At 47.0% G+C, this 23,412-nt stretch carries 16 protein-coding genes; 15 read left to right on the top strand and 1 reads right to left on the bottom strand.

Annotated elements, in window-relative coordinates; all coding sequences use genetic code 11:
* Positions 1 to 771 precede the first annotated feature (771 nt).
* The 8 genes from kynU to PCH02S_RS22980 all read left to right on the top strand — a co-directional run bounded on the left by kynU (position 772) and on the right by PCH02S_RS22980 (position 13,454).
* Entirely contained in the window at positions 772 to 2,058 is a 1,287-nt protein-coding gene (kynU, locus tag PCH02S_RS23015) for a kynureninase (RefSeq protein ID WP_127456430.1), read from the top strand.
* A gap of 14 nt (positions 2,059 to 2,072) precedes the next feature.
* Positions 2,073 to 2,699, top strand: coding sequence for an arylformamidase (kynB, locus tag PCH02S_RS23010; RefSeq protein ID WP_127456429.1), 627 nt, complete (start codon positions 2,073 to 2,075; stop codon positions 2,697 to 2,699).
* Between the two features lie 27 nt (positions 2,700 to 2,726).
* The gene (gene kynA, locus PCH02S_RS23005; RefSeq protein ID WP_268597563.1) at positions 2,727 to 3,584 is read left to right on the top strand and encodes a tryptophan 2,3-dioxygenase; all 858 of its coding nucleotides are present in this window, start codon (positions 2,727 to 2,729) and stop codon (positions 3,582 to 3,584) included.
* A 522-nt stretch (positions 3,585 to 4,106) separates the two neighbouring features.
* Entirely contained in the window at positions 4,107 to 6,473 is a 2,367-nt protein-coding gene (locus PCH02S_RS23000) for a helix-turn-helix domain-containing protein (protein WP_246069217.1), read from the top strand.
* Positions 6,474 to 6,700: 227 nt separating this feature from the next.
* The gene (locus PCH02S_RS22995) at positions 6,701 to 8,341 is read left to right on the top strand and encodes a type 2 periplasmic-binding domain-containing protein (protein ID WP_127456427.1); all 1,641 of its coding nucleotides are present in this window, start codon (positions 6,701 to 6,703) and stop codon (positions 8,339 to 8,341) included.
* A gap of 129 nt (positions 8,342 to 8,470) precedes the next feature.
* Complete coding sequence (locus tag PCH02S_RS22990; protein WP_127456438.1) at positions 8,471 to 9,400, top strand: ABC transporter permease; 930 nt, start codon at positions 8,471 to 8,473, stop codon at positions 9,398 to 9,400.
* Between the two features lie 12 nt (positions 9,401 to 9,412).
* Positions 9,413 to 10,285, top strand: coding sequence for a carbohydrate ABC transporter permease (locus tag PCH02S_RS22985; RefSeq protein WP_127456426.1), 873 nt, complete (start codon positions 9,413 to 9,415; stop codon positions 10,283 to 10,285).
* Positions 10,286 to 10,331: 46 nt separating this feature from the next.
* Positions 10,332 to 13,454, top strand: a complete 3,123-nt coding sequence (locus PCH02S_RS22980; protein ID WP_127456425.1) for a glycosyl hydrolase family 95 catalytic domain-containing protein — start codon at positions 10,332 to 10,334, stop codon at positions 13,452 to 13,454.
* Between the two features lie 280 nt (positions 13,455 to 13,734).
* Here the strand turns inward: PCH02S_RS22980 and PCH02S_RS22975 are convergent, their stop codons facing one another.
* Positions 13,735 to 14,454: a 3-ketoacyl-ACP reductase gene (locus PCH02S_RS22975; RefSeq protein ID WP_127456424.1), complete on the bottom strand. Its 720-nt coding sequence runs from the start codon at positions 14,452 to 14,454 to the stop codon at positions 13,735 to 13,737.
* A gap of 269 nt (positions 14,455 to 14,723) precedes the next feature.
* Here PCH02S_RS22975 and PCH02S_RS22970 point away from each other — a divergent pair, with 269 nt between their 5' ends.
* The 7 genes from PCH02S_RS22970 to PCH02S_RS22940 all read left to right on the top strand — a co-directional run bounded on the left by PCH02S_RS22970 (position 14,724) and on the right by PCH02S_RS22940 (position 23,386).
* Positions 14,724 to 16,055, top strand: a complete 1,332-nt coding sequence (locus PCH02S_RS22970) for an extracellular solute-binding protein (RefSeq protein WP_127456423.1) — start codon at positions 14,724 to 14,726, stop codon at positions 16,053 to 16,055.
* A gap of 56 nt (positions 16,056 to 16,111) precedes the next feature.
* Positions 16,112 to 16,909 carry a sugar phosphate isomerase/epimerase family protein gene (locus PCH02S_RS22965; protein ID WP_127456422.1) on the top strand — a complete coding sequence of 266 codons (798 nt, stop codon included), beginning with the start codon at positions 16,112 to 16,114 and terminating at the stop codon, positions 16,907 to 16,909.
* A gap of 20 nt (positions 16,910 to 16,929) precedes the next feature.
* Entirely contained in the window at positions 16,930 to 18,063 is a 1,134-nt protein-coding gene (locus PCH02S_RS22960) for a Gfo/Idh/MocA family protein (RefSeq protein ID WP_127456421.1), read from the top strand.
* Positions 18,064 to 18,167: 104 nt separating this feature from the next.
* Positions 18,168 to 19,040 (top strand): carbohydrate ABC transporter permease, encoded by an 873-nt coding sequence (locus tag PCH02S_RS22955; protein WP_127456420.1) that lies wholly within the window; start codon positions 18,168 to 18,170, stop codon positions 19,038 to 19,040.
* A 28-nt stretch (positions 19,041 to 19,068) separates the two neighbouring features.
* Positions 19,069 to 19,896: a carbohydrate ABC transporter permease gene (locus PCH02S_RS22950; protein ID WP_127456419.1), complete on the top strand. Its 828-nt coding sequence runs from the start codon at positions 19,069 to 19,071 to the stop codon at positions 19,894 to 19,896.
* 125 nt (positions 19,897 to 20,021) lie between these two features.
* Positions 20,022 to 21,815, top strand: coding sequence for a cache domain-containing sensor histidine kinase (locus PCH02S_RS22945; RefSeq protein ID WP_164819702.1), 1,794 nt, complete (start codon positions 20,022 to 20,024; stop codon positions 21,813 to 21,815).
* Complete coding sequence (locus tag PCH02S_RS22940) at positions 21,812 to 23,386, top strand: response regulator transcription factor (protein ID WP_127456417.1); 1,575 nt, start codon at positions 21,812 to 21,814, stop codon at positions 23,384 to 23,386. Before PCH02S_RS22945 ends, PCH02S_RS22940 begins: the two co-directional genes overlap by 4 nt.
* Positions 23,387 to 23,412: the final 26 nt, after the last annotated feature.

The raw sequence follows: 23,412 nt of genomic DNA, 5'->3' as shown, positions 1-23,412 counted from the left end.
AACTGACGTCCTCTATTTGTCCGTTTTCTTGAAGAAATTGGGGTTCGGCGGCAAATAGGGCCCTACAGTTCCGCTTGAACGCGGAAACGGACTTATTCTGTTAGAATAGCGCCCTGTAGTTCCTCTAAGTAGCCAGCCAGCTTACCTCTCCTATGAGGAAGCCCTCTCCGCCAAATGTCTCAGTAACGCTGAATTTTTAGCGGCGTTGGGTGTTCTCCACCTCCAAAATTCGCTCCCACTGTGCTTTTAACAAGCTAAACTATGGAGGAAAATTAACTCCTCCAACGATTCCGTTCTCCTCAACGAACTACTGGGCTCTATTTCATGTGAACTCGCCAGCCAATTCTAACGGACTCCACAAACGTTAATAGGGTGAATATCGCCCTGTTTTAAATCTAACGGACACAGGAACCGTTATTTGCCGATTTCGGGGCGACATCACAGGAAATAAGAAAATAACTGCGCTGGTGTCCGTTAAATTTTCAAAACGGCTATATTTCGCCAAATAAGAGCAGCTGAGTCCGTTAGACAGTCGAGAAGCGTTGCCACGCATTGCCAACCGGCTTGTTTGAAATTTGTCATTGGCAATTAAGGAGGCAGTTGGCTGAAGGGGGAGTAGTGTGATGAAATGTGGATGTGCCTATTTTTCGCGAAACATCCGCTCCTATGTCCACGCGTTAATTAACCGTAGTATAATAATTGACGGCATCTACAATTTTAAGTAAGATAAGCACGATTCGATCTAGTTGTATAATCCACAAGGAGGGCTTTATGTCCAGAGAACCTTTTTATTACTCCCAAGAATTTGCCCGGCAACTTGATAAAGAAGATGAGCTAGCCCGCTTTCGAGATGAATTCTATGTGAAGGCGGAATCGATCTACATGGATGGCAACTCCTTGGGCCTGTTATCCAGACGCGCAGAGCGAACGCTTTTGGAAGTCGTTGATGCTTGGAAAACCCAAGGCATCGATGGCTGGCTGCAAGGCCAATACCCATGGTTTTACCTACCGGAAAAATTGGCGGCTTTAAGCGCTCCGCTAGTTGGTGCATCAGAAGATGAGATCATTGTGACGGGTTCCACGACAACGAATTTACATCAGCTTGTGGCGACTTTTTATAAGCCTGAGGGGAAGAAAACGAAAATTTTGGCAGATGAATTGACGTTTCCATCGGATATTTATGCCCTTCAAAGTCAATTGCAGCTGCACGGATACGATCCGGCGGAGCATTTGATTCAAGTGAAAAGCCGTGATGGGCGTATCATTGAAGAAGCGGATATCATTGCGGCCATGACGGACGAAGTTGCTTTGATCATTCTGCCGACGGTGCTCTACCGTAGTGGTCAGCTGCTCGATATCGAGCGTTTAACGGCTGAAGCGCATGCTCGTGGAATCCTCATCGGCTTTGACGGATGCCATTCGGTCGGTGCCGTTCCCCATTACTTAAGTCAATGGGACGTTGATTTTGCTTTTTGGTGCAACTACAAATATTTGAACAATGGTCCCGGCGGCACAGCAAGTTTATACGTAAACCGCAAACATTTCGGCCGCTCGCCAGGTTTGGCAGGCTGGTTCGGTTCACGGAAAGACAAACAATTTGATATGGAGCATCAATTTGTGCCAGCGGAGCATGCAGGTGCTTTTCAAATTGGCACACCGCATATTTTAAGTATGGCTCCGCTTATCGGCTCTTTGGAAATGTTCGCAGAGGCCGGCATCGAGAAACTCCGCGCAAAATCCTTGCATATTACCTCGTATATGCTCGATTTGATTGAACAGGAACTGGCCGGAATGGGCTTCACGATTGGGAATCCACGGGATGATCTGCGCAGAGGCGGCCATGTTTGTTTAGAGCATGAAGAAGCGGCCCGCATTTGCAAATCATTAAAAGAAAATAAGATCGTACCGGACTTCAGAGCTCCGAACATTATTCGTCTGGCTCCGGTTGCGCTTTATACAACTTACGATGAGGTGTGGGAGACTGTACAGCGTTTAAAAGCCATCATGGTTGAAAAGCAATACGAGAAGTTTGAGAATACGCGCGACGTAGTCGCTTAAGTAGGAAAGAAAGGATGACAACCATGTTTGATATTTCTCGCCTATTGGCAACAGGGGTGCCGACTTGGCCTGGAGACACGCCATTCTCTTACGAGGTCAGCTGGACGAAGGAACAAAGCGGTTCCGTGAATGTCGGGAAACTGACGATGAGTATCCATACGGGCACGCATATCGATGCGCCATTTCATTTTGACAATGAAGGTCGGAAGGTCATGGAGCTGGATCTGGAGCTGTACATCGGACCTGCGCGGGTTATTGAAATTTCGGGTAAATCGAGCATCGGTGCAGAGGAGTTGAAGGCGTTTGAGTTGGACGGCATCACTCGGTTGCTGATTCGTACAAATTCCTGGACAAATCCGAATGAATTTCCTACAGAGATTACTTATTTGAGGGACGATGCGGGACCTTATTTAGCTGAAAAGGGAATACGGCTTATTGGCGTGGATGTCCCCTCTGTTGATCCGCTTGATAGCAAGGTGTTGGCTGCGCATCATACTCTGCATGCTAACGATATTCATATTCTGGAAGGTATTGATCTTGCAAAAATTGCGCCTGGCGATTATGAATTAATCGCACTTCCTCTACCGCTTGTTGAGGCGGATGGAAGCCCTGTCAGAGCTATTTTGCGCCCTTTGACATAATCGAAAACAAGAGTAGGAGTGAATCACGTGTCCAATTCAGAGAACCATGAACAAACACAGTCTAAAGCAGCGGATGCCAGCATTCATGGCGATTTTTCCAAAGAAATGTCCTATGGGGATTATCTCCAACTAGATAAAGTATTATCCAGCCAACAACGGCTATCCGGGCATCACGATGAAATGCTGTTTATCATCATCCATCAAGCCAGTGAACTTTGGATGAAGCTGATATTGCACGAGTTGGAGGCCGCTCGTCTTCTGATTCAGCAAAATAACTTGGAGCCGGCTTTCAAAATGTTAGCCCGCGTCTCTAGAATCCAGCAGCAATTGATCCAATCCTGGGATGTTCTGTCGACATTGACACCGGCTGAATATATGCAATTTCGGAACAGTCTGGGCCGCTCATCCGGGTTCCAATCCTTCCAAAATCGGCTAATCGAATTCATGTTGGGAGGCAAACAATCCAAGGTTTTGTCGGTCTATGAGCACCAACCGGAGCTCCACCAACAATTGAGCCAAGCTCTTCATGAACCTAGCCTTTATGATGCTTCGGTTAAAGCTCTTTCTATGCGAGGCTTGGAAATCGATGCGGATCATTTGCAGCGGGATTGGTCGCAGGAATACAAGGGGAATGCCAGTGTCAAAGCCGCGTGGTTGACGGTGTATCAAGATGTGGAACAGTACTGGGATCTATATGAGCTTGCGGAGAAGCTGGTTGATATCGACAGCCGCCAACAACAATGGCGATTCAATCACATGGTAACGGTTGAAAGGATCATCGGATTCAAGTCGGGGACAGGCGGATCAGCAGGTGTGGAGTATTTGAAACACGTTGTTGCGCAGCGTTATTTCCCGGAATTATGGAGTCTTCGCACAGACTTGTAAACGAAAGGATCCGCTCCCTCTTCAACTCATTCTGGTAGGGCCGATTGTTCGGTATTTATTTGCTGCTTTTATTTAAAAATAGAAGAGTGAACGAGTCGTTCAGTTAACGCCAAAAACCTTCCTCTTGCATTAGGGGGAGGTTGTTTTTTTTGAGGGAATTACAGTACACTATATCGCTGAAAAGGGGGCATTCCCACACGCGAGGGGAACTACAGGTCGCTATTTCGCCAGTTTCACTCGAAAAACATGGTATGGGGGACAAATAAGCGCCTGTAGTTCCGCTCGGAGAGGAAACACCTCCTTTTCGCCAAAATAGAGGCCTCCAGTTCCGCTAAGTAAAATACGGGGCGCGCTGCTTCGCCGACGCATGGCGGCGGTCCCTGCCAGACGGATTCTGAACGAGCTGAATCCGATACGTGTTGCGGCATAGGACCCAACAATCAAAAAGTTGTATTGCAACTTTGGTGAAGAGAAGATACAATTTCTAATAAATTCGCTTACGGAATGGACGGTGGGTTTGTTTTGAAATTGCCCTTCCTCTTACGCCTCGTCGATAGCCGCAAAAGTGCGCTTTCAACGATCATCGCCTCCAACTTATTTATACTTTTGATACCGCTTGCAATGGGGCTTTTTCTGTATACGAAGGTGGAACAAAGCTTGGAGAGAAGCACGACAAGATCGAATGGCGCCATGCTCGAGCAGTTGAAGCTGTCGCTGGATAACAAATTGGCGGAAGTAGATACGTTAATGCGCCAAGTTGTGTTTGATCCGAAGCTGGATTATATGCTTAGAATCCCTGCCAATTCAACGGATGTTGACAAATATGAATTCATCCAATTCATGCGCGACAAAATGAGTAAGTATCACAGTATGACCAGCAATTTCATCCTCGATTATTATGTCTACTTCGCAAACAGCGATACCATCGTCAAACCGGACCTGGTGTCGGATTCGCGGACGTTTTATTCCATCTATTACGCTTATAAGGACATGTCCTACGAAAAGTGGCATCAGCTGCTGGATAAGGAGCATAAAATGTCCTACTTGCCGGCAACTCCCTTATCCAACGAGCAAGAGCAAATCCCGAAAAATGTGATTACTTATATGCAATCCCTTCCTGTTCAATCGCAATCCCAAAATCTTGGAAGCTTCATCGTGCTGATTGATGGTGATCAAGTCAAGGAATTGTTCGCACAAATGGAGTCCGCCAGCCATAGCTCTGTTTATATCATTGATCATGCTGGGCAAACCATTATGAGCAACAGTGATTCCCCGTTCCCAACCGACTTGTTAGAGCGCGTTCAAGAGAGTTCAGGCCCATTTGATTATCGACTCGCAGGGGTTGACCAAGTGGTTTCGGTGTCCTCCTCGCAAAAAGCGGGCTGGAAATATGTATCGATCATGCCCAATGACGTATTCATGCAGCAGGTGAATCAAATCCAGAGCTGGTCCATCGGCTTGTTCATCCTTTGCTTAATTTGCGGTTTAGTGGCTGTCAGCATTGGCGCCTACCGCACGTACAAACCTCTCCAAAAAACAGTAAACGCGATTATGCGCGGAAAAGAGATGATCCGGCGCCCGGCCTCGAATGAATACGAATTTATTCGGCAGACCGTCGAGGGCTCCATCCATGAAGAGAAAAATCTGCGTATGACGCTAACGCAGCAAATCCCGTTCATTCGAGCCAACTACTTATCCCGTCTTCTGAATGGTCATATGGATGTGGATGTGTCGGCAGCAAACGGAGATTCGCTGCAATTTATGGATTTGAAATTTACAAGTGACTGTTTTGCCGTCCTGCTCGTCATGATTGAGGATATTCCGCTTGTAGCAGTGGAAGAAGATGAGAAGCAATGGGCGCATGCAAGGTTCATTATTTCAAATATTGGCGCGGATCTGATTGCGGCGAATCATCGAGGATTTTCGGTCGAACTCGACCGGGATCGCATTGCGCTTCTCATGAATCTAACAGCAGATCGCGAGGAATTGGCCGAATCCGATATCCGGGATATCGCGGATTCGCTCTTCAGCATCACGTCGCAAAGATTCCAGATTGGCATTACGATTGCTGTCGGCGGGATTCATTCAGGACCCAAAGCCATTCGAGACTCGTACCCTGAAGCACTGGCAGCGCTTGAATACAGGCTGATTTTGGGGAAACATGCCACAATCCATTTTCAGGATATTCTCGAAGTGAAACAGCATTACTACTTTCCGCTTGAAAGTGAAATCCAGCTGATTAATTTCGTGCGAAGCGGGGATACCGAAAATGTGGAAAAGCTGCTTAATAAAATATATGCGATGAATTTTGACTCCGGACATATGACGCCTGAGTTAGGCAAAGGTTTGTTTTTCAACGTGACGAGTACGCTTCTGAAAATTGTTAACTCCTCGAATACGAATCAGGAGGAAGTGCTTGGCGCTGACTTTGATCCGATCAAAGAAGTGTTCAGTTATCCAACTGCGCAAGGGATGTACGCGAAAACGAAGGAGTTATACGAAACGCTGACCCGTTCTTTTAATGTGGATCGATCCGGCCATAGTACGCAGCGCCTGGAGGAAATTATTAGCATTGTACACGAGCACCTCGATGACTCGAACCTTGGCGTGGCTCAAATTGCTGAACGTATTCAAATGACACCGCAGTATCTGTCTACCTTCTTCAAAAAACATCAGGGACAAAACCTGCTGGATTATATTACGCATAAACGGATTCAACAAGCTAAGCAGTTAATGGAGAACAAAGAACTGACCATTGTACAGATTGCTCAAAAAATCGGCTACAACAATGATGTCGTTTTCATCCGGGCATTCAAGAAGCTCGAGGGCGTAACGCCGGGTAAATACCGTGAAACGATGTTGCCGGAAATCATTAGCTCAGACGCATAAAAGGCAGCCTCTTGGGGCTGCTTTTTCTGTAGCGCCAGCTACTGACGATTTCTAAGATGGACTGATGAATTCTCATATCGCCCGTATTTCTTACTAAAATACAACGGGGATGAGAACTAGGCAGTAGTCAGGTCGGTGCTGGGGAAGCATACTGGGGAACAGGTGCTGGAAGACGATTGCGGTGCCAACCAAGCTTAGGGTTACTCATATAAAGGGAGGCATGAAGAATGAAGAAACGTTTGAAACAAGTTGGATCTGTCGTATTGCTTTCGGCTCTGGTGGCTTCGACAGCTGCCTGCAGCAGTAATTCGGGTACCGAAAGTTCATCGGCTGCGCCACAGACGGGCAGCGGTGCTGAACCGGCAAAATTGGCTAAATTATCGTATTGGGTACCGAATCACCCTGCAGCTTCCAGTCAGATGAAAACATACGCTGAAATGGGCATGTACAAGGAGCTTGAGAAAGTAACCGGCGTCAAAGTTGAGTTTCAACATCCGCCCCTTGAAGTTCCGCAGGCACAAGAGCAATTCAACTTAATGGTTGCAACCAACGAGCTGCCGGATGTTATTGAAGCGAGTTGGGGAGCCACTAGCGGTGCAGTCGTCCGATATCCCGGCGGACCGGAAAAAGCGATTTTAGATAAAAAAATCATTAAATTGAACGACTTGATCGATAAATATGCACCAAATTTAAAAAAGCTGCTGAATGAGCATCCGGATTGGAAAAAGCAAATTTCAACAGATGAAGGAAGCATCTATGCCTTCCCGTTCTTACGTGGCGATGACAAGGTCAGAGTGTTCTTTGGGCCGTCAATCCGCCAAGATTGGCTGGATAAGCTGGGCCTCAAGATGCCGACGACAATCGACGAATGGTACACCGTCTTGAAAGCATTTAAAGAAAAAGACCCGAACGGCAACGGCAAAGCGGATGAGATTCCCATTTATTTAGACAAAAATCTGTTTGCTACCGACGCGCCTTTCCTTGGAGCTTGGGGTATTAACTACAGCTTCTACCAGGACGGAGGAAAGGTGAAATACGGACCGATCCAGCCTGAATACAAAGAATTCCTGACCACGATGAACAAATGGTATAAGGAAGGTTTGCTTGATAAGGATTTCGCAGCGCCTAACGATAAGCTGTTCGATAACAAAATGACGACCAATCTCATAGGAGCAACCGCTTCATTTAATGGGGGAGGCATTGGGAAATATGCAGGGCTCATGAAGGACAAGGATCCCAAATTCGATCTGGAAGCTGCTCCTTACCCGGTATTGAAAGCAGGGGATAAAGCGATTTGGGGGCAAAAGGATTTTGCCTATAACGGCGTTGGAGCGGCGATTTCGACAGCCAATAAAAACCCGATCGAAACCGTCAAATGGCTGGATTATGCTTATGGTGACAAAGGTGATCTGCTCTTCAACTACGGGGTGGAGGGCACCAGCTATAAGATGGAAAATGGCAAAGCAACCTTCTTGCCTGAAATTTTGAACCCTCCGGCAGGAACCAGCATCCAGCAAGCCATCGCCAAGTATAATCGGGCAACATGGAGTGGTCCTTTTGTCCTCAGCGATAATTTCCAATTGCAATATTTGGCTCTGCCACAGCAGAAGAAAGCATTGGAAATCTGGTCGCAGCCAACGTCGGAGCGGAAGATCCCGCTTGTATCTCCAACGCAGGATGAAAGCAGCAAATTCGCATCCATTGTAACGGACATCCAAACGTACCAAGATGAGATGCTGCTGAAATTCATTATGGGGGTCGAACCGATCAGTAACTTCGATCAATATGTGAAAAAGATTCAGGGCATGGGGATTGATGAAGCGATTAAAATCCAGCAAGGGGCTCTTGAACGTTTCAACAAACGGTAAGAAATAATTGAATGTGGGGATGAACCGGAATTGTTTATCCCCTTGTTTTTTTAGCAGCTTGAAAGAAAGGATAGGGAGACGATGAGGCAAAGTCCTGCAAATGGAAAGGCTGAATACGCCGTAACGACAATGAAAACGAGTCGCAATCCGACTGTCCTGCAAACCATACGCGCTGATGTGAGACGGCACTGGTCCATTTACGTTATGGCGCTTCCCGTCATTGCATATTACCTTATATTTCACTATGGCCCGATGTATGGCTTGCAAATCGCGTTTAAAGATTTTTCACCAGCCAAAGGGATTCTGGGAAGTCCATGGGTTGGATTTAAACATTTTGTGAGTTTTTTTAACGGGATTTACTTCTGGCGCTTAATAAAAAATACGATCTTGATCAACCTTTATGATCTATTGTTCGGATTCCCGGCAGCGATCCTTCTGGCTCTGCTGCTCAATGAAATCCGCCATAGTGTATTTAAGCGGGTTGTTCAATCGATCTCGTATTTGCCGCATTTTATTTCGATCGTGGTTGTGGCCGGGATGATGATCGATTTCTTAAGCCGCAATGGGCTTATAAATCAATTGACCGGAATCTTTGGCATAGAGCCGACTGATTTCTTGCAAAATGAGAACTGGTTCCGCTTTTTGTTCGTTTCGTCGGGCATTTGGCAAGGCATTGGCTGGGGTTCAATCGTTTATTTGGCGGCAATGGCGACGATTGACCCGACGCTGTACGAGGCTGCCAGAATGGATGGCGCTAACCGCTGGAAGCAGACGCTGCACATTACGATTCCAGGCATCATGCCGACCATTGTTATCTTGTTCATTTTACAAATGGGCAATATGTTGACGGTTGGCAGCGAAAAGGTGCTGTTGCTTTATAATCCGCTTACCTATGGAACTGCAGACGTTATTTCGACCTATGTCTATCGTAAAGGGGTATTAGAGGCAAGCTACAGCTTCACCGCAGCAGTCGGGTTATTTAACTCGGTGATCAGCTTTATTCTAATCGTTGCGGCCAATAGCTTTGTCAAACGGATCAGCGAGAACAAACTGTGGTAAGGAGATTTGCACATGAAACTAACCAGTGGAGAGCGAACATTTGGCTACTTCAATATGCTGTTGATGCTCGTGCTTTGCGCGGTCACGCTGTATCCCTTCTTATATGTGGCATTCGCTTCGCTTAGCGATGCGACATCCTTGCTGCAGCATCGCGGTATAATGCTCAAACCGGCGGGTTTTGATCTCGGTGCCTACAAGGCTGTTTTTGAAAATCCGATGATCATGAAAGGGTATCAGAATACGCTGATCTATGTCGTGCTAGGTACGACGATTAACTTGCTTATGACGTCGATTGGCGCCTACGTGTTGTCCAGGCCGAATCTCTATTTTAAACATATCATCATGTTCTTCATCGTTGTGACGATGGTTTTCCATGGGGGACTCATTCCGAGTTACCTGCTTGTGAACTCTCTGGGGATGATGAATACGATGTGGGCGATCCTCATTCCAGGTGCGATTAATACGTTTAATATGATTATTATGCGAACTTCTTTTCAAGGCATCCCGGTCAGTTTGGAGGAGTCGGCCAGGATGGACGGGGCCAATGATTGGGTAATTTTATTCCGAATCGTCATCCCGCTTTCGATGCCGGTTATTGCCGTTATGATTTTGTGGTATGCGGTTGGGCATTGGAATTCCTATTTTAACGCGCTTGTGTATTTGCGGAATCGTGAAGCGTATCCTCTCCAGCTTGTGCTCCGTGAAATATTGATTTCCAACAATACGGATTCGATGATGGCGGGTGGAGGCGACGATAAATATGCCATTGGAGAAACGATTAAATATGCGGCTATTATGGTCTCTACGCTGCCGATCATTTGCTTATATCCGTTCCTTCAAAAGTATTTTGTCCAAGGCGTGCTGATTGGTGCCATTAAGGAGTAAACAGGGACGATTTCACCATGAGATGGATGCAGAAGGAGGGGATCCTGTGAGAGGCGTTACTTTTGAAAATGCTCCTAGCAGCTGGAACGAAGCTTTACCGATCGGCAATGGACACTTTGGCGGTATGGTCTATTTTGAAGACAACAAGCTGACGCTGGCGCTTAATCATTATGAAGTTTATTATCAAAAACTGCATCGCTACAGCAAGAAGTACCGGAATGGTGAAGGACCGGATTTCACGCTTCAACATGGACGTACATTTGATGAATTGAAAAAGCTGGCTGATGAGAGGTATCGTGACCCCGAACAAGGCCCGTTTTATCTATATGGCGACGCATTAAGCCCGAACAGCATGTACAGGAAATATGGTAAAGCCTCGGGTGGGGCCTCCCATTATCCGACGGGGGAACTTCATCTTTTTCCATCCAAGGAGCTTTCAGACCCTGATCATTATTCGTTATCCCTTGATATTGAGAAGGCAGTTGTTCAGTTAAATGTGGTCAAAAATGAGGATAAACTTGGCGTGCGCACGATCATTGCTCAGGATGGCGATTACGTCATCACCACAGTCAGCCAGACGAATGGCGCGTTGTTACCCTCGGTTGCGCTAACTGTTCCCCGTAGAAGATATGTGGATATGCAAGTGACGTATCATCAATTGGATGATACGACGTTGTATTACATGGGCGCTTTCTACCCGGACGGTGAAGAGAAGGATTGTTACGGTCCGTTTTCGTTCATTGTGATGGTGAGAATCATTGGTGCCAAAGGAATTGTTGTTGCTGGTCCCGACGACAGCTTGCAAATTGCTCTTCGGGATGCGGAGGCAAACCTGACACTGCTAACAACGGTGGTCACGGAGGAAGAGACCGAGGAACTCCTTTCGACTGCGCTGATGAGGCTGACGAAGCCAGCTTCGCATGTGGATGTGGAGGATATGGTGGAGCATCACCAAGCGCATTGGAGAAGCTTTTGGTCCCGGAGTTCGATCACCTTGCCGGATAAAATGATGGAAGATCTCTGGTATATCAATCTATACGCAATCGCCTGCAGCAGCGGAAAAGGCGGCAGGATGCGAGAGCAAGCGTGCGGATTGAACGGCTTGTGGGATATTAAGCAGCCAACCAAGTGGGGCAGCATGTGGTATTGGGACGTTAACATTCAAGCGGCATTTTGGCCGCTTTATACGGCTAATCGGCTTGAAGTTGCTGAGGCGTTTAACGAGGGGCTGCTTTCTTATGTGCAGCTCGCAGAGCGAATGTCGCAGCAGTTTTATGGTCTTGAAGGCATTGCGGGTGATTACCCGCATGCCTTGTATGTGAGCATTTGGCCTTGGTGCGCACAATTCCTATGGGATTATTATCGCTACAGCATGGATATTGATTTCTTAAGAGAAAAGGCATATCCGCTGTTCGAACGGATCGCCAGATTTTTCGAAGGATATTTACAGCTGAACGAGAGCTCGGGGTGTTATGAGATATTTCCTGACATTTCTCCGGAGCAGGGGCCTCTGACTCGGAACTCAACTTGCTCCCTTGCAGCTGTGAAATACTTATTGAAGATCGCTTCGGATGCGGGAGAGCTGCTTGGTGAAGCGGAAGAGGATCGGCTCAGGTGGAGGACGCTTGCGGACAGCTTGGCCGAGTATCCAACAGCCGTTTCCAAATCGTATGGCGATGTTTTCCTGGACTCGGAATGGGCGCCAGCCGACATGCATTTGCGGCATCCTTCGCTGCTTATGCCCGTTTATCCCATTGGAGAAATTGATAAGAATAGTGAAACCCATTTGCGGAAAAGAGGAGAAAATACGCTCCGGTATGCTGCAAAACAGACGGAATATGGGATGTTTCAATTCGGTTGGCTCTCCTGTGCCGCTTCGAGATTGGGGAAGGGCAACACAGCACTTAGGCTGCTCTATGAACAAGGCATCGATTTGTCGCTCAGGTGCAATGGCTTGTTTGCGGAAGAAACGGAACGCTGGATGAACTATTGCAACATCACCAATGAGCCGTTGTACCATCCCCACATGATGGAAGCCTCGGGTGAAATGGTTGCTGCTGTGAACGAAATGCTGCTTCAGAGCTATGATGGCGTGATTGACGTGTTCCCGGCGCTGCCTGATGGTGAGCTAGAGCCAGAACTTTCGCTTGGTCTCTACGAACATGAGGTAGATTGGAAGGTTAAGAAATATGAGAAATGGAGCGACTGCTCCTTTCGAGGCCTGTTGGCTGTAGGCGCCTTCGAAGTTAGCGCAGAGCTGAAAAATGGCCGAACCGCTTGGGTTACGATCCAGAGTAAGGCTGGCGAGCGGGTAGTGATTCGCAATCCTTTTCACATTAGTGATGAGGTACTGGTTGCAAGAAAAAAGGGTCAATTCTGGAACAGGGTGGACCATGTCGACGAAGACGGACGGATTTCGTTTGAAACGGAGAAAAACGTGGAGTATGCGATTTATCCTCGCGGAGAATTTTCCACTCCTGAGTTATTTGGAGTTGACTCTGATGGGCGGGCTGGCGAGCGAGACTATCCGCTTGTTCATGAAGCTCATACACATCGGCGAGTGTTCCTTGGCAAAAACCATGATACGCAGCATGCCAGACTGCTCGACCACTTCACCTTTGATTATTACTCAGGTAATACCAGGGAATCGAGGTTGGCTGCTTATCGGTTGGATTTTGGCGTGGCATCGCATCTCGTGGAGAAAGATTATACCGACGTGCTGCCCAGACAGGTTCATGTGGATGGGGTTCTCGGTCAGACGTTCCGTAAAGTAACATTGGATTCGATGTTTAAGCCTTATACCGGCATCGGCTGGGAGTGTGCGGAGGATCTCGGAGCGATGGACCGTGGGGGACCGGACGAACTGCGGAGGGATTTTATCGGTGGAAAGAGGGAAGCAACGTTTGTGGTGGAGCTTCCAAAGGGCAGATATGATTTACTCTTCGTATCCGGCGATCAAGAGGAGCCTTCTTATACGGAGATAGAAATCGTAGGGGGAACCACCACGTGGAAGCCTGAGAAAATGTTAAAGGCAGGCGAATTTGCAACGGATATTGTGCCAATCGCACAAAGAGGTGATGGTTACTTAAAGCTGCGTCTTCGCACCTGCGAAGGCTCGCAGTGGAGAATGAATGCGCTGATTATTAATAAAAATTACACGTATTTATAGAAGCGGGAAGGGGTGATGATTTCACCGGATCGAGCAGATTTCGTGCAGCAGCTACCGATATAGATGGAGTTTCTACAGTTATTTCATTCCCTGCCTCAATTTGATGCAGAATAACGGTAGGTTTTCCATCTGTTTCAGCTGAGGCGTCGCCCCTGATGCAACTGGGACTGGGCAACGAAGTGGAGCTTCCTAGTTTCCGCCTGCCCTAGGAAGCGAAAATAAGACCGATAAAGCCCATATGGGCTTCATCGGTCTTATTGCTATTCCCCACAACTGCCAGCTACTGCGGGTTCGTTGTCCAAATCCCCGCCGTCTTCAGGAACACGCGCTGCGGCAATTTCAAAGCAGCCATGATGAGCTCGGCCACATCCTCCGGCTGCATCATGCGGTCCTCATCGCCTATCGGCAGACCCGCTTTGACGGATAGTTCTGTGTTCACGGTAGATGGCGTGAGCGCTGTAACTCGGATGTTCGATTTGCGAACCTCTTGCATGAGCGCTTCCGTCATTCCGATGACAGCGAATTTCGAGGCGCAATAGGCTGAACCGGTGGCGAAACCTCGTTCTCCTGCGGTTGAGGCAATGTTGATGATGCTTCCGCCATTTTGGCTCAACATGGTTGGAAGAGCAGCACGCGTCACATGATACGTGCCCATCAGATTGGTTTGAATGATTTGCTCCCATTGATCGGGATCCATATCGACCAACTTGCCGAACTGTGCCGTTCCGGCATTATTGAGCAGGATATCCAGGGAACCCAGTTCCTCGATTAGCAACTCCACGGCACGTACCGCTTCGGTTCTCTTGGAAATGTCCGCTGTGGCAATGCTCACTTTGATGCCGTATCCACTTGTCAATTCTTGTTGAAGGGATTCGAGGTCGGCGTGGCTGCGCGCTACTAATCCAAGATGGACACCTTCTTTCGCCAAAGCGATGGCGGCAGCTTTGCCGATTCCTTTTCCAGCTCCTGTAATGATGGCCGTTTGGTTGTGTAAGCTCATGAGAAATCTCCTTTTTATTGGTGAAATAGGTATTCATATTTTGAAAAGTATGGCCTCATTTTATGCCATTTACCTGGCGGAGTCAATTTTAGCTGCTGGGATATTTTACTATTGCCAAATGGGTCATCTCATATGTATGTTAGTTTATATTACATTAAAAATTCAGACATTATGATAAATTGATGGGATACAAACCCGGTAAACGTTAACATATAATAAAAGCGTAAGGTGAATGTCAAAAATAATAACATAAAGTGAGGGGTTCATGGATGATTCATGGAGTAATTAGAAAATCGGTGTTAGCTGCTGCTTCGGCTGCTTTACTGACAATTACGGCTTGCAGTAATGGAGCAGAACCGGCAAAAGAAACAGGAAAAACGCAAGCCTCAACACAGCCTGCCTCGAAACAACAAGTTACGCTCACTTTTGAGGAGAATTGGTCCACCCCGAACGTAGATAACCAGCTGTACAAAGAAAGAATTCAGAAATTTCAACAGTTGAACCCAGATATCAAGATTGAAATGCAGGATATCCCGTCGGCCCAATACCGGACTAAGCTCCGTACCGAAGCAGCGGGCAACAGCATGCCGGATATGTTTATTCTGTATCCAGGTGTTGATATGGATCCGTTCATCGATGCCGGCGTACTGATGCCGCTGGATGAAATTATGGATACTTGGAAAGATATTTTGCCGCCACAGTCGTTAGGTGGATATAAAGTAAACGGTAAGCAGTACGCTGTGCCAACCAAAATGACTTTTGTCGATATTATCTACTACCACAAAGATATGTTGGCGAAAGTAGGCTACAATGAGTTTCCGAAAACGTATGCCGATTTCCTCGATATGGTGAAAAAGCTCAAAGCTTCAGGCGTTACACCGATGGGAATTGGCAATAAAAATCGTTGGCCGCTTCAATCCACGGTGATGTCCGCTGTTGAGGATCGTATTGCCGGTACGGATTTCTTGACGAAGGTGAAACAAGGACAAGCTAAGTTTACGGATGCTGATTATGTGAAAGCACTTGGCATTTTCGATGAGTTGACGAAGCTTGATGCTTTTAATGCTGATTTGAATACGATGGATGAAGTGCAAGTGCAAGATTACTTCTTACAGAAGAAATCGGCTATGACCATGACAAGCTCGACGATTGATACGAAGTTCCGCGTCAGTAACGCAGAAGGTGGCGCTAATATTGGGATCGCTTTGTTCCCATCCATTGACGGCGGAAAAGGAACGGCAGGCAAAAGTGCAGGCGTTGTCCAATACGGAATAGGCTTAAGCAAGGAATTAACGGGAGCTAAAAAAGAAGCGGCGTATAAATTCCTGAAATATTTCTACTCCCCTGAACTGTACCAAAACTTGATGAGTAAAGGGATCGTCGTACCGGCGAAAGTCGAAATGCCTGCGGACACCAGCAAATATTTGAAAGAAATGTTGGAACTTACGAAATCGGGCGATGCGCTTGTCTTTGACAGTGTAATGCCGGCGGTAGTCAAAGATTCGATTGAGAACGGGCTGCAAGCCATTACGATGAAACAAAAAACACCTGAGCAAATCGCCAAAGAAATGCAAGAGGCCATGGATAAAGTGAAAAAATAATCGGCTAGCTAAAGCCAAAGTAAGCTTGAAGCTAGCGATTTGAAAGGGTGATGGAGATGAAAGCTTCTCTCGGAGCATTTTCCTTCTTTCAGCTTTTAAGTCAAAACGAAATGAATATATACGGTTATCTGGAGACGGTGAAATACCGGTATCGCTTGGATGCTGTAGATCTTTGGAACGGCTTTTTCGCAAACCGTGAGGTTCCCATCTGGGAACTTCCGGATAACGATGAGTTGTTGAAGATCAAACGCAACCTGGATGAGAGAGAATTAACAGTTGCTAACATAGCGGTGGACCGCGCTCATTTATGGGATGCTGATCCGGATACCAGGCAGTTGCTGTATCAGAATGCGATAGCACATATGAAAGCGGCGAAATTGCTTGGTGCCAAGACGGTTCGGATTGATGCCAATCGCGGCCCCGGTGAAGTGACAGAGGAGCAGTTCGAATACACGGTTCGTACTTATCAGGAATTGGCTCAGCGAGCTTCCGACTACGGATTTACAGTGGGGCCTGAGAATCATACAGGGATTTCGCTGGATCCCCTTTGGATGAAGCGCGTTGCTGAAGCCGTGGATCATCCGGGATACGGTATTTTACTACATATCGATCGTTGGATAGACGGGAATCAAGGCAATGAAATAGTGGCTCCCTGGGTAAATCACGTCCATTTGGACAAACGAACATTAAGCTCGGAGAATACGGAATCAACAATCAAGTTCCTGAGTGAGTTTGGTTATCAGGGGTATTGGGCAGTCGAATATAATGCTTTGTCCAATCCTTATATCGAGATTGAGTGGGCATTGGCAGCTGCGAAACGATTGCTTGCATCTGCGTGCCCGAACAATGGATAAGTGATCTGGAGGCGTGCGTGATGGAATATGCCAAGATTCGAATTGGTGTTATCGGAACAGGAATTATAGGGAAAGCCCACTTGGATCAGTATGCAGCCATAGAAGGCGCCGAGGTCGTGGCTTTGTGCGATATTAATGAACAGGAAGCGCGCCGAGTCGCAGACAAGTACGGAGTTGCTCATGTCTACACCGATTATAAAGACCTGTTGGCGCGAGATGATATCGATGCGGTGGATGTATGTCTGCATAACAACTTTCATGCACCATTAACGATTGCTGCTCTGCAGGCGGGTAAACACGTATACTGTGAGAAACCGATCGCAGGCTCCTATTACGACGGCAAAGCTATGGTTGACGCAGCCAAGGAGTATGGCAAGAAACTTCACATTCAACTTAGTACGCTTTATAAAAAAGAAACAAAAGCGGCCAAAGCGCTGATTGACGGCGGTCAATTGGGTAAATTGTTCCACGCTCGGTCGAATGGCTTCCGGCGTCGCGGTAGACCTTATGTCGATGGCTTCGGCACCGCTTATTTCACGAAAAAAGCAAGCGCAGGCGGGGGAGCTTTACTCGATATGGGTGTTTATCATATCGCTCAAATGCTCTACTTGCTTGGTGAAACCGAAGTAGAGCGAGTCACCGGGAAGCTCATTCAAGAAATGGACATGGATGAGGGCCGGCGTGCCGAAAGCGGATTCGATGTGGAAGAGTTGGCGCTTGGGTTCGTTACACTTCGCAATGGACTCACGCTGGACATCTTTGAAGCTTGGGCTGTTAATCTTGGTGGCGTTGAGGGAAGCAGCATTATGGGATCCAAAGGCGGTATCCGGCTTCCATCGTACCATTCCGGTGAAATGACTTCCGATATTACTTTTCACACGACAGTAGCCGACATTGATTTGGACAGCAAGATTGATCTTAACCGCATGGACATTCGCTGGCACAGAATGAGAGACAACGAAGAGGCTTATGATTCATCGCAGAAGCACTGGATCGCTGCTCTGCAGGGACGCGTAGAACTTATGCCGACTGCGGAAATAGCGCTTGCGACGATGTTGATTAGCGAAGGTTTATATTTATCCGACTCGCTCGGGCGGGAAACGACAGCTGCGGAAATTGTGGCTGCATCTCGTTCACTGTCAATCCCATTGTAAGAGAGGCGACAGCCGTTCTTCGGCTGCCAAGAGGCGGAGCCTACGGGGTCTCCGTCTTCTTGGCATCTCTCAACTTATCATTTAGCGCATAAGGAGGGCTATGTATGCATGTAACGAGGCGGATGGGCTGGGCAATTTTTATCGGCATGCTGCCAGCCTTGATCATTTATATTGGCATCGCCATGATTCCGATCTTGATGTCATTTTATTACTCATTTTTCGATTGGAACGGTCTATCCCATATGTCTTTTGTAGGGTTGGACAATTATATCTCGGTCTTGAAAGACGGGATCTTCTGGAAAGGTGTACAGAACAACCTGTTTATGATGGTTAGCGGTATTGTGGGGCAGCTGCCGGTAGGTTTGTTTTTTGCCTTGCTATTGAACCGCTCGATGCGCGGGCTCAAAGTTTACCGCTCTGTGCTTTTCCTGCCAGTCATCATCTCGGCGGTTATCGTTTCACTCATTTGGAACATGGTCTACGGCACGGAATCGGGTCTGATGAATAACATGCTCGGACTCTTCGGTTTGGACAGCTTGAAACAAAACTGGCTGGGTTCCCCGCGTTGGGGCATGCTGTCGGTAAGCATCACGTATCTATGGCAAAATTACGGTTTCTATATGGTCATTTTCTTGGCCGGTTTGCAAAATATTTCCGAAGAAGTAAGGGAAGCGGCGGTCATGGACGGCGCTACGGGTTGGAAGCGATTCTGGTTCATCACCCTCCCGATGCTGAAAGAAACGATCTGGGTCACCCTGATCTTCTCCATCAGCAACAGCTTCAGGGTTTTCGATCTCATCTATGTCATGACAGCCGGTGGGCCGGCTCATAATACCGAAGTGATGACCATCTATATGTATACCCAGGCCTTCAACAACAGTTACTTCGGACTTGGGAGCGCAGTTTCTATTCTTATTCTAATTTTTAGCCTATTAGCCATCTATGCAGCCAAGTTAGTCACCCGTCGAAACGGCTAATTGCTGTATGTAGAGAAAGGAGGAGCTTATGCGAACATCTTTAGGGAAAAAAACGATCATTCATTTGATCCTAGCTATTCTAAGTGTTATTAATGTCATTCCGATTGTATGGATGGTTGTCAGTTCATTTAAATCAGAGGAAGATTATGCGACGAATCCGCTGGGATTGCCAAAGTTTTGGCAGGTCAGCAATTATACGAGCGCTTGGAAAGTCGCGCATTTAGGTACGTACTTCTGGAACAGTGTCATTGTTACTGTTGGTGCAATTGTATTAACGGTGCTGCTCAGTGCATTGACCTCCTACTTTCTTTCCAGGTTTAACTTCCGTATACGCGGATGGCTTTACGGTTTGTTTATTATTGGCATGACGATACCGATTCACGCTACGTTGGTGCCGATTTTTATTATTATGAAAAAAATAGGTTTGTTGAATTCCCATCTTGCCCTAATTCTTCCTTACACGGCATTCCACCTCTCGATCACCATCTTCATTCTGGTAGGTTTCATGCAGGCCTTCCCTAAAGATATTGAGGAATCTGCCGTTATGGACGGTGCTGGACTTTATAAAATTTTCTGGTCCATCATTCTTCCGATGACTCGTCCAGCACTGGCAACAGTCATTATTATCAATTTCATTTATAACTGGAATGAGTTTTTATTTGCACTTGTCTTGATCAATAAAGCGGCTCTCAAAACGCTGCCGTTAGGCTTGGCTAACTTCGCCGGCACCGAAACACGGTTCCAGACGCTTCAGATGGCTGCCTTATCAATGGCGCTTATTCCGCTTGTTGGCTTTTACTTGGCCATGGAGAAGCAGCTGGTGCAAGGGATGACGGCCGGCGCTGTTAAAGGGTGATGATGTGATGGTGGCGGCACTTTAACCGCTCGAAACTTTTCTCAAGTCATTCTACATCCTTTTCAGGTAGGTCGACCCCGTTTTATAGTAAAATGAGGAAATACCGACGAAGGGGATGGACCTTGATGATACTAAACAGATATCCTTTCTTGCACTTCAGTTTGAGAACAAAGTCGATCGCTATCTTCATCCTTCTGGTAACGCTCCCCTCCCTTTTGATCGGGAATGTCATTCTGAGCCGTTATGATGCTGTTCTCCGGCAGCAATATATTGATGCCATGGAAAAGAATTTGAATACAATTGAATTGAATTTATCCGAGAAAATAAAAGCTATTGAAGATTTATCGAACTATATGATTTATCAAGAAAACTTTAGACGGTTTATGGAGACACCAACCACACCCGGCAATATGGAGCAAATGAACAAGGATCAAACGACCATCGAGGGATTTATTGCCTTTCAAATTATGTCCAAGGTGTACATTAAATCGATTTCCCTTGAAGGTGTTGGAGGCAATCAACTCCAGATGGGCGAGCCTGTCAAAGGGTTGGAACAATCTTGGACAGATCTTGCTAAGGAGAGAAGAGGCGGGGTCATTTGGACGGACTCCTATCAATTGGAGAGTGGTTGGACGGGAAATAAGCGTGTTGTTTCCATGGTTCGTGTCATTAATTCCTTCGATAACACTTCGCATCCGGTGGGCGAAGTGATCGTTCGTTTGGATGAGTCAGAGATTACGGACTTATTAATGTCTGCTGTACCTCAGGATCAAGGTTCCATCTTTATTGTTCGGCCTGAGGGCAATGTCGTTTTGCATCAAAATCAAAACCTGGTTGGGCATCCCTACCCAAGCGATACGCTGTTGAGCCAATTTCACGGGGGGCTGTCCAAAAAAGTCTCTTCCTTGAAGGAAGACGGAGCTTCTTACGTTGTTTTTAGTCAACCCATGAAGTCGACGGGCTGGTATATCGTTGCGATGGTGAAGGATCAAACCATCGTTCAAAAAACAGAAGCGATTAAAGCCTCGCTCAAATTTTTGATTCTGATTATTCTTATTTTTGGATTAATCGCTTTAATCGGGTTCGAGTTTGCCATGATTCGCCCCATGCTCGAATTGAGCAAACAAACCTCCAAGCTCAAAAAAGGTGATTTCTCGGCGCAGGTCAAAGTCAGATCGCGAGATGAGGTCGGGGAGTTGGGCCGACAGTTCAACAACATGGTTATGACCATCAAAGAGCTGATCGACAAAAAGTATAAATTGGAGATTCGTCAGAAAGAATCGGAGCTTCGAATATTGCAAAGCCAAATGGACCCTCATTTTTTATATAATACGCTGGATATGATCCGTTGGACGGCGAGGCTGGAGAAAGCGACGGAGACGAGCCAGTTGATCGAAACACTATCGCTTTTCTTTCGAATGGGGCAGAATAGCGGCAAGCGATATACGACATTGCCTGAGGAATTGGATTTTGTTCATGCTTATCTGGATTTGCAGCAGAAGCGAATGGGGAGCAAACTCCAATTCACTCTGCACATGGACGAGGAGTTGAACCATGCCGTCCTTTTGAAGAAAATCATTCAGCCTTTGGTGGAGAACAGCATCAAACATGGTTTTAAGCGTGGGGGTGGCCGCATCGAGGTGCGCTGCTATAAGGCGGAGCAGGATGTGCTGATTGATGTTGTGGATTCCGGCGTCGGTTTTGTGAAGAACAAACTGGAGGTCATCCGTCAGGTGCTTCAAGATCGATCCGGGGACGAGGGCATCATGAACCATGCGATCTGCAACATTCATGAGCGCATAACGCTTGAATACGGCGAGGGGTATGGCATCGAGCTTCCTTCGGAACCGCCCTTTACCGGAGCTTGCGTAAGGATCAGACTTCCATTTCAAATGAGTGCTCAGGAGGAAAAGCGATGACCATCAAAATGCTAATTGTAGATGATGAACCCATTATTTGCCAAGGATTACGTCGTACCATTTCCTGGGAGACGATTGGTGTTGAAGTTGTCGGTGAAGCGTATGACGGAATAGAAGCGCTTGCCTTCCTGGAGCATTGTCCGGTGGATGTCGTGTTGACGGATGTGAACATGGAAGGCATGGACGGACTTGAACTTGCGAAGGAATTGAAGCAGCGCTTCCCTCAGTCGCGTGTGATCATTGTTAGCGGATATGACCATTTTGAGTATGCCAGACAGGCTTTGCGGCTTGGTATCGAAGATTATTTGCTGAAACCGGTAAATATCGACGAGTTGATGAGCATGGTGCAGCGAATTGGTGAAGAGATCATGCAAGAACGGAAGCTTGAGGATGAGCAAGAGGTGGAGCGCACGCGCAAATGGCTGATGGGGCAGCTGCAGCAGAGAGTCATCGATCAAAATGAGGATTATATGCCTTTGATGATGACAACCGGGTCGTGCAGCTATTGGATGATCGCCACGCAGCTCTCCGATTATGCGGAATGGACCCGCCGATCGTCTGAAGAAATGCGCAGAGAGAAGCGGAGCCTCTGGGAAATAAACGTTGATACAGCCTTGCGATCATCCGGGCTGGAGACCGTTTCATTTTTTCAACATCAGAATTTGCTGCTGTCTCTAGTAGTTGGATCTCAATCGATGAGCACGAAGAATATTCAAGGCATTTTAAGCGGCGTACTGAAGTTGTCGGAGGATCTTGATCTGCATGCCAGCATATCCCGGCCCTTCCATAGTTCAGATCAGATTCACGCTAGCTGCATGGAGGCTATTTCCTTGTTGCACTATGCCGTGCTATCATCCCTTGCTCCAATTATTTTCCATGATGAAGAACTGATTCTCAAAAGAAGCCATCGTCTTCCTGAGCTGATCGTATGGGAGAAAAATCTGATTCATGCTTTATTTCAAGAAAATGATGCGGAACTACGCCAGCAAATGGATGAAATCATGCAGGAATTTCGCGAGAGCGGCAGCTTGATTAAGGAAATATGGCAGGCGTTCCAGGAGCTGGTCATTATTCTTCAAAGGCGGCTGCGTGCGGCGGGGATCGATTTGACGGGATATCTCAATGTCTTTCATTCTCAGGAGATCGATCTTTTGGTGCACAACTCCTACAGAGCGATGGAGTCCTTGCTGCGAGCGGAGCTAGAGTCCATGTTCTCTTTAATCAACAACTCCCTTACAGGGAAAAATCATTGGCTGGCAGACAGGGTGAAATCCTACATTGAAGCCAGGTACAACAAGGATATTAAGGCATCTGAGGTTGCTGCGTGGTTAAAAATAACGCCAAATTACTTCAGCATCCTCTTCAAGCAAAAGTTCGGCAAAGGGTTCGCGGAGTATCTGAACGAAGTGCGCATTGAACAGGCGAAAGCGAAGTTGTCCGGGACGGATGATCGCGTCTTCGAAATCGCCGAAAGCGTCGGCTACAAAGAATATAAATACTTCTGTTCCATTTTCAAAACATACACCGGAGTAACGCCAACGCAATATCGGAAACTTGTCCATTCGACTTAAGAGCTTAGAAAGGATAGCGTGGCACC

The organism is Paenibacillus chondroitinus NBRC 15376 (genome assembly GCF_004000765.1).
GTDB lineage: Bacteria > Bacillota > Bacilli > Paenibacillales > NBRC-103111 > Paenibacillus_E > Paenibacillus_E chondroitinus.
The sequence above is the reverse complement of the archived record's forward strand: the minus strand, read 5'-3'. Positions and strand labels throughout refer to the sequence as shown.

Excerpts from the sequence above, each read along its gene's own strand:
- PCH02S_RS22970 (WP_127456423.1), top strand. The coding sequence starts at position 14,724 with ATGATTCATGGAGTAATTAGAAAATCGGTGTTAGCTGCTGCTTCGGCT.
- PCH02S_RS22960 (WP_127456421.1), top strand. The coding sequence starts at position 16,930 with ATGGAATATGCCAAGATTCGAATTGGTGTTATCGGAACAGGAATTATA.
- PCH02S_RS22985 (WP_127456426.1), top strand. The coding sequence starts at position 9,413 with ATGAAACTAACCAGTGGAGAGCGAACATTTGGCTACTTCAATATGCTG.
- PCH02S_RS22990 (WP_127456438.1), top strand. The coding sequence starts at position 8,471 with ATGAAAACGAGTCGCAATCCGACTGTCCTGCAAACCATACGCGCTGAT.
- PCH02S_RS22995 (WP_127456427.1), top strand. The coding sequence starts at position 6,701 with ATGAAGAAACGTTTGAAACAAGTTGGATCTGTCGTATTGCTTTCGGCT.
- PCH02S_RS22940 (WP_127456417.1), top strand. The coding sequence starts at position 21,812 with ATGACCATCAAAATGCTAATTGTAGATGATGAACCCATTATTTGCCAA.
- kynB (WP_127456429.1), top strand. The coding sequence starts at position 2,073 with ATGACAACCATGTTTGATATTTCTCGCCTATTGGCAACAGGGGTGCCG.
- kynU (WP_127456430.1), top strand. The coding sequence starts at position 772 with ATGTCCAGAGAACCTTTTTATTACTCCCAAGAATTTGCCCGGCAACTT.
- PCH02S_RS22965 (WP_127456422.1), top strand. The coding sequence starts at position 16,112 with ATGAAAGCTTCTCTCGGAGCATTTTCCTTCTTTCAGCTTTTAAGTCAA.
- PCH02S_RS22955 (WP_127456420.1), top strand. The coding sequence starts at position 18,168 with ATGCATGTAACGAGGCGGATGGGCTGGGCAATTTTTATCGGCATGCTG.
- PCH02S_RS22950 (WP_127456419.1), top strand. The coding sequence starts at position 19,069 with ATGCGAACATCTTTAGGGAAAAAAACGATCATTCATTTGATCCTAGCT.
- PCH02S_RS22975 (WP_127456424.1), bottom strand. The coding sequence starts at position 14,454 with ATGAGCTTACACAACCAAACGGCCATCATTACAGGAGCTGGAAAAGGA.
- PCH02S_RS22945 (WP_164819702.1), top strand. The coding sequence starts at position 20,022 with ATGATACTAAACAGATATCCTTTCTTGCACTTCAGTTTGAGAACAAAG.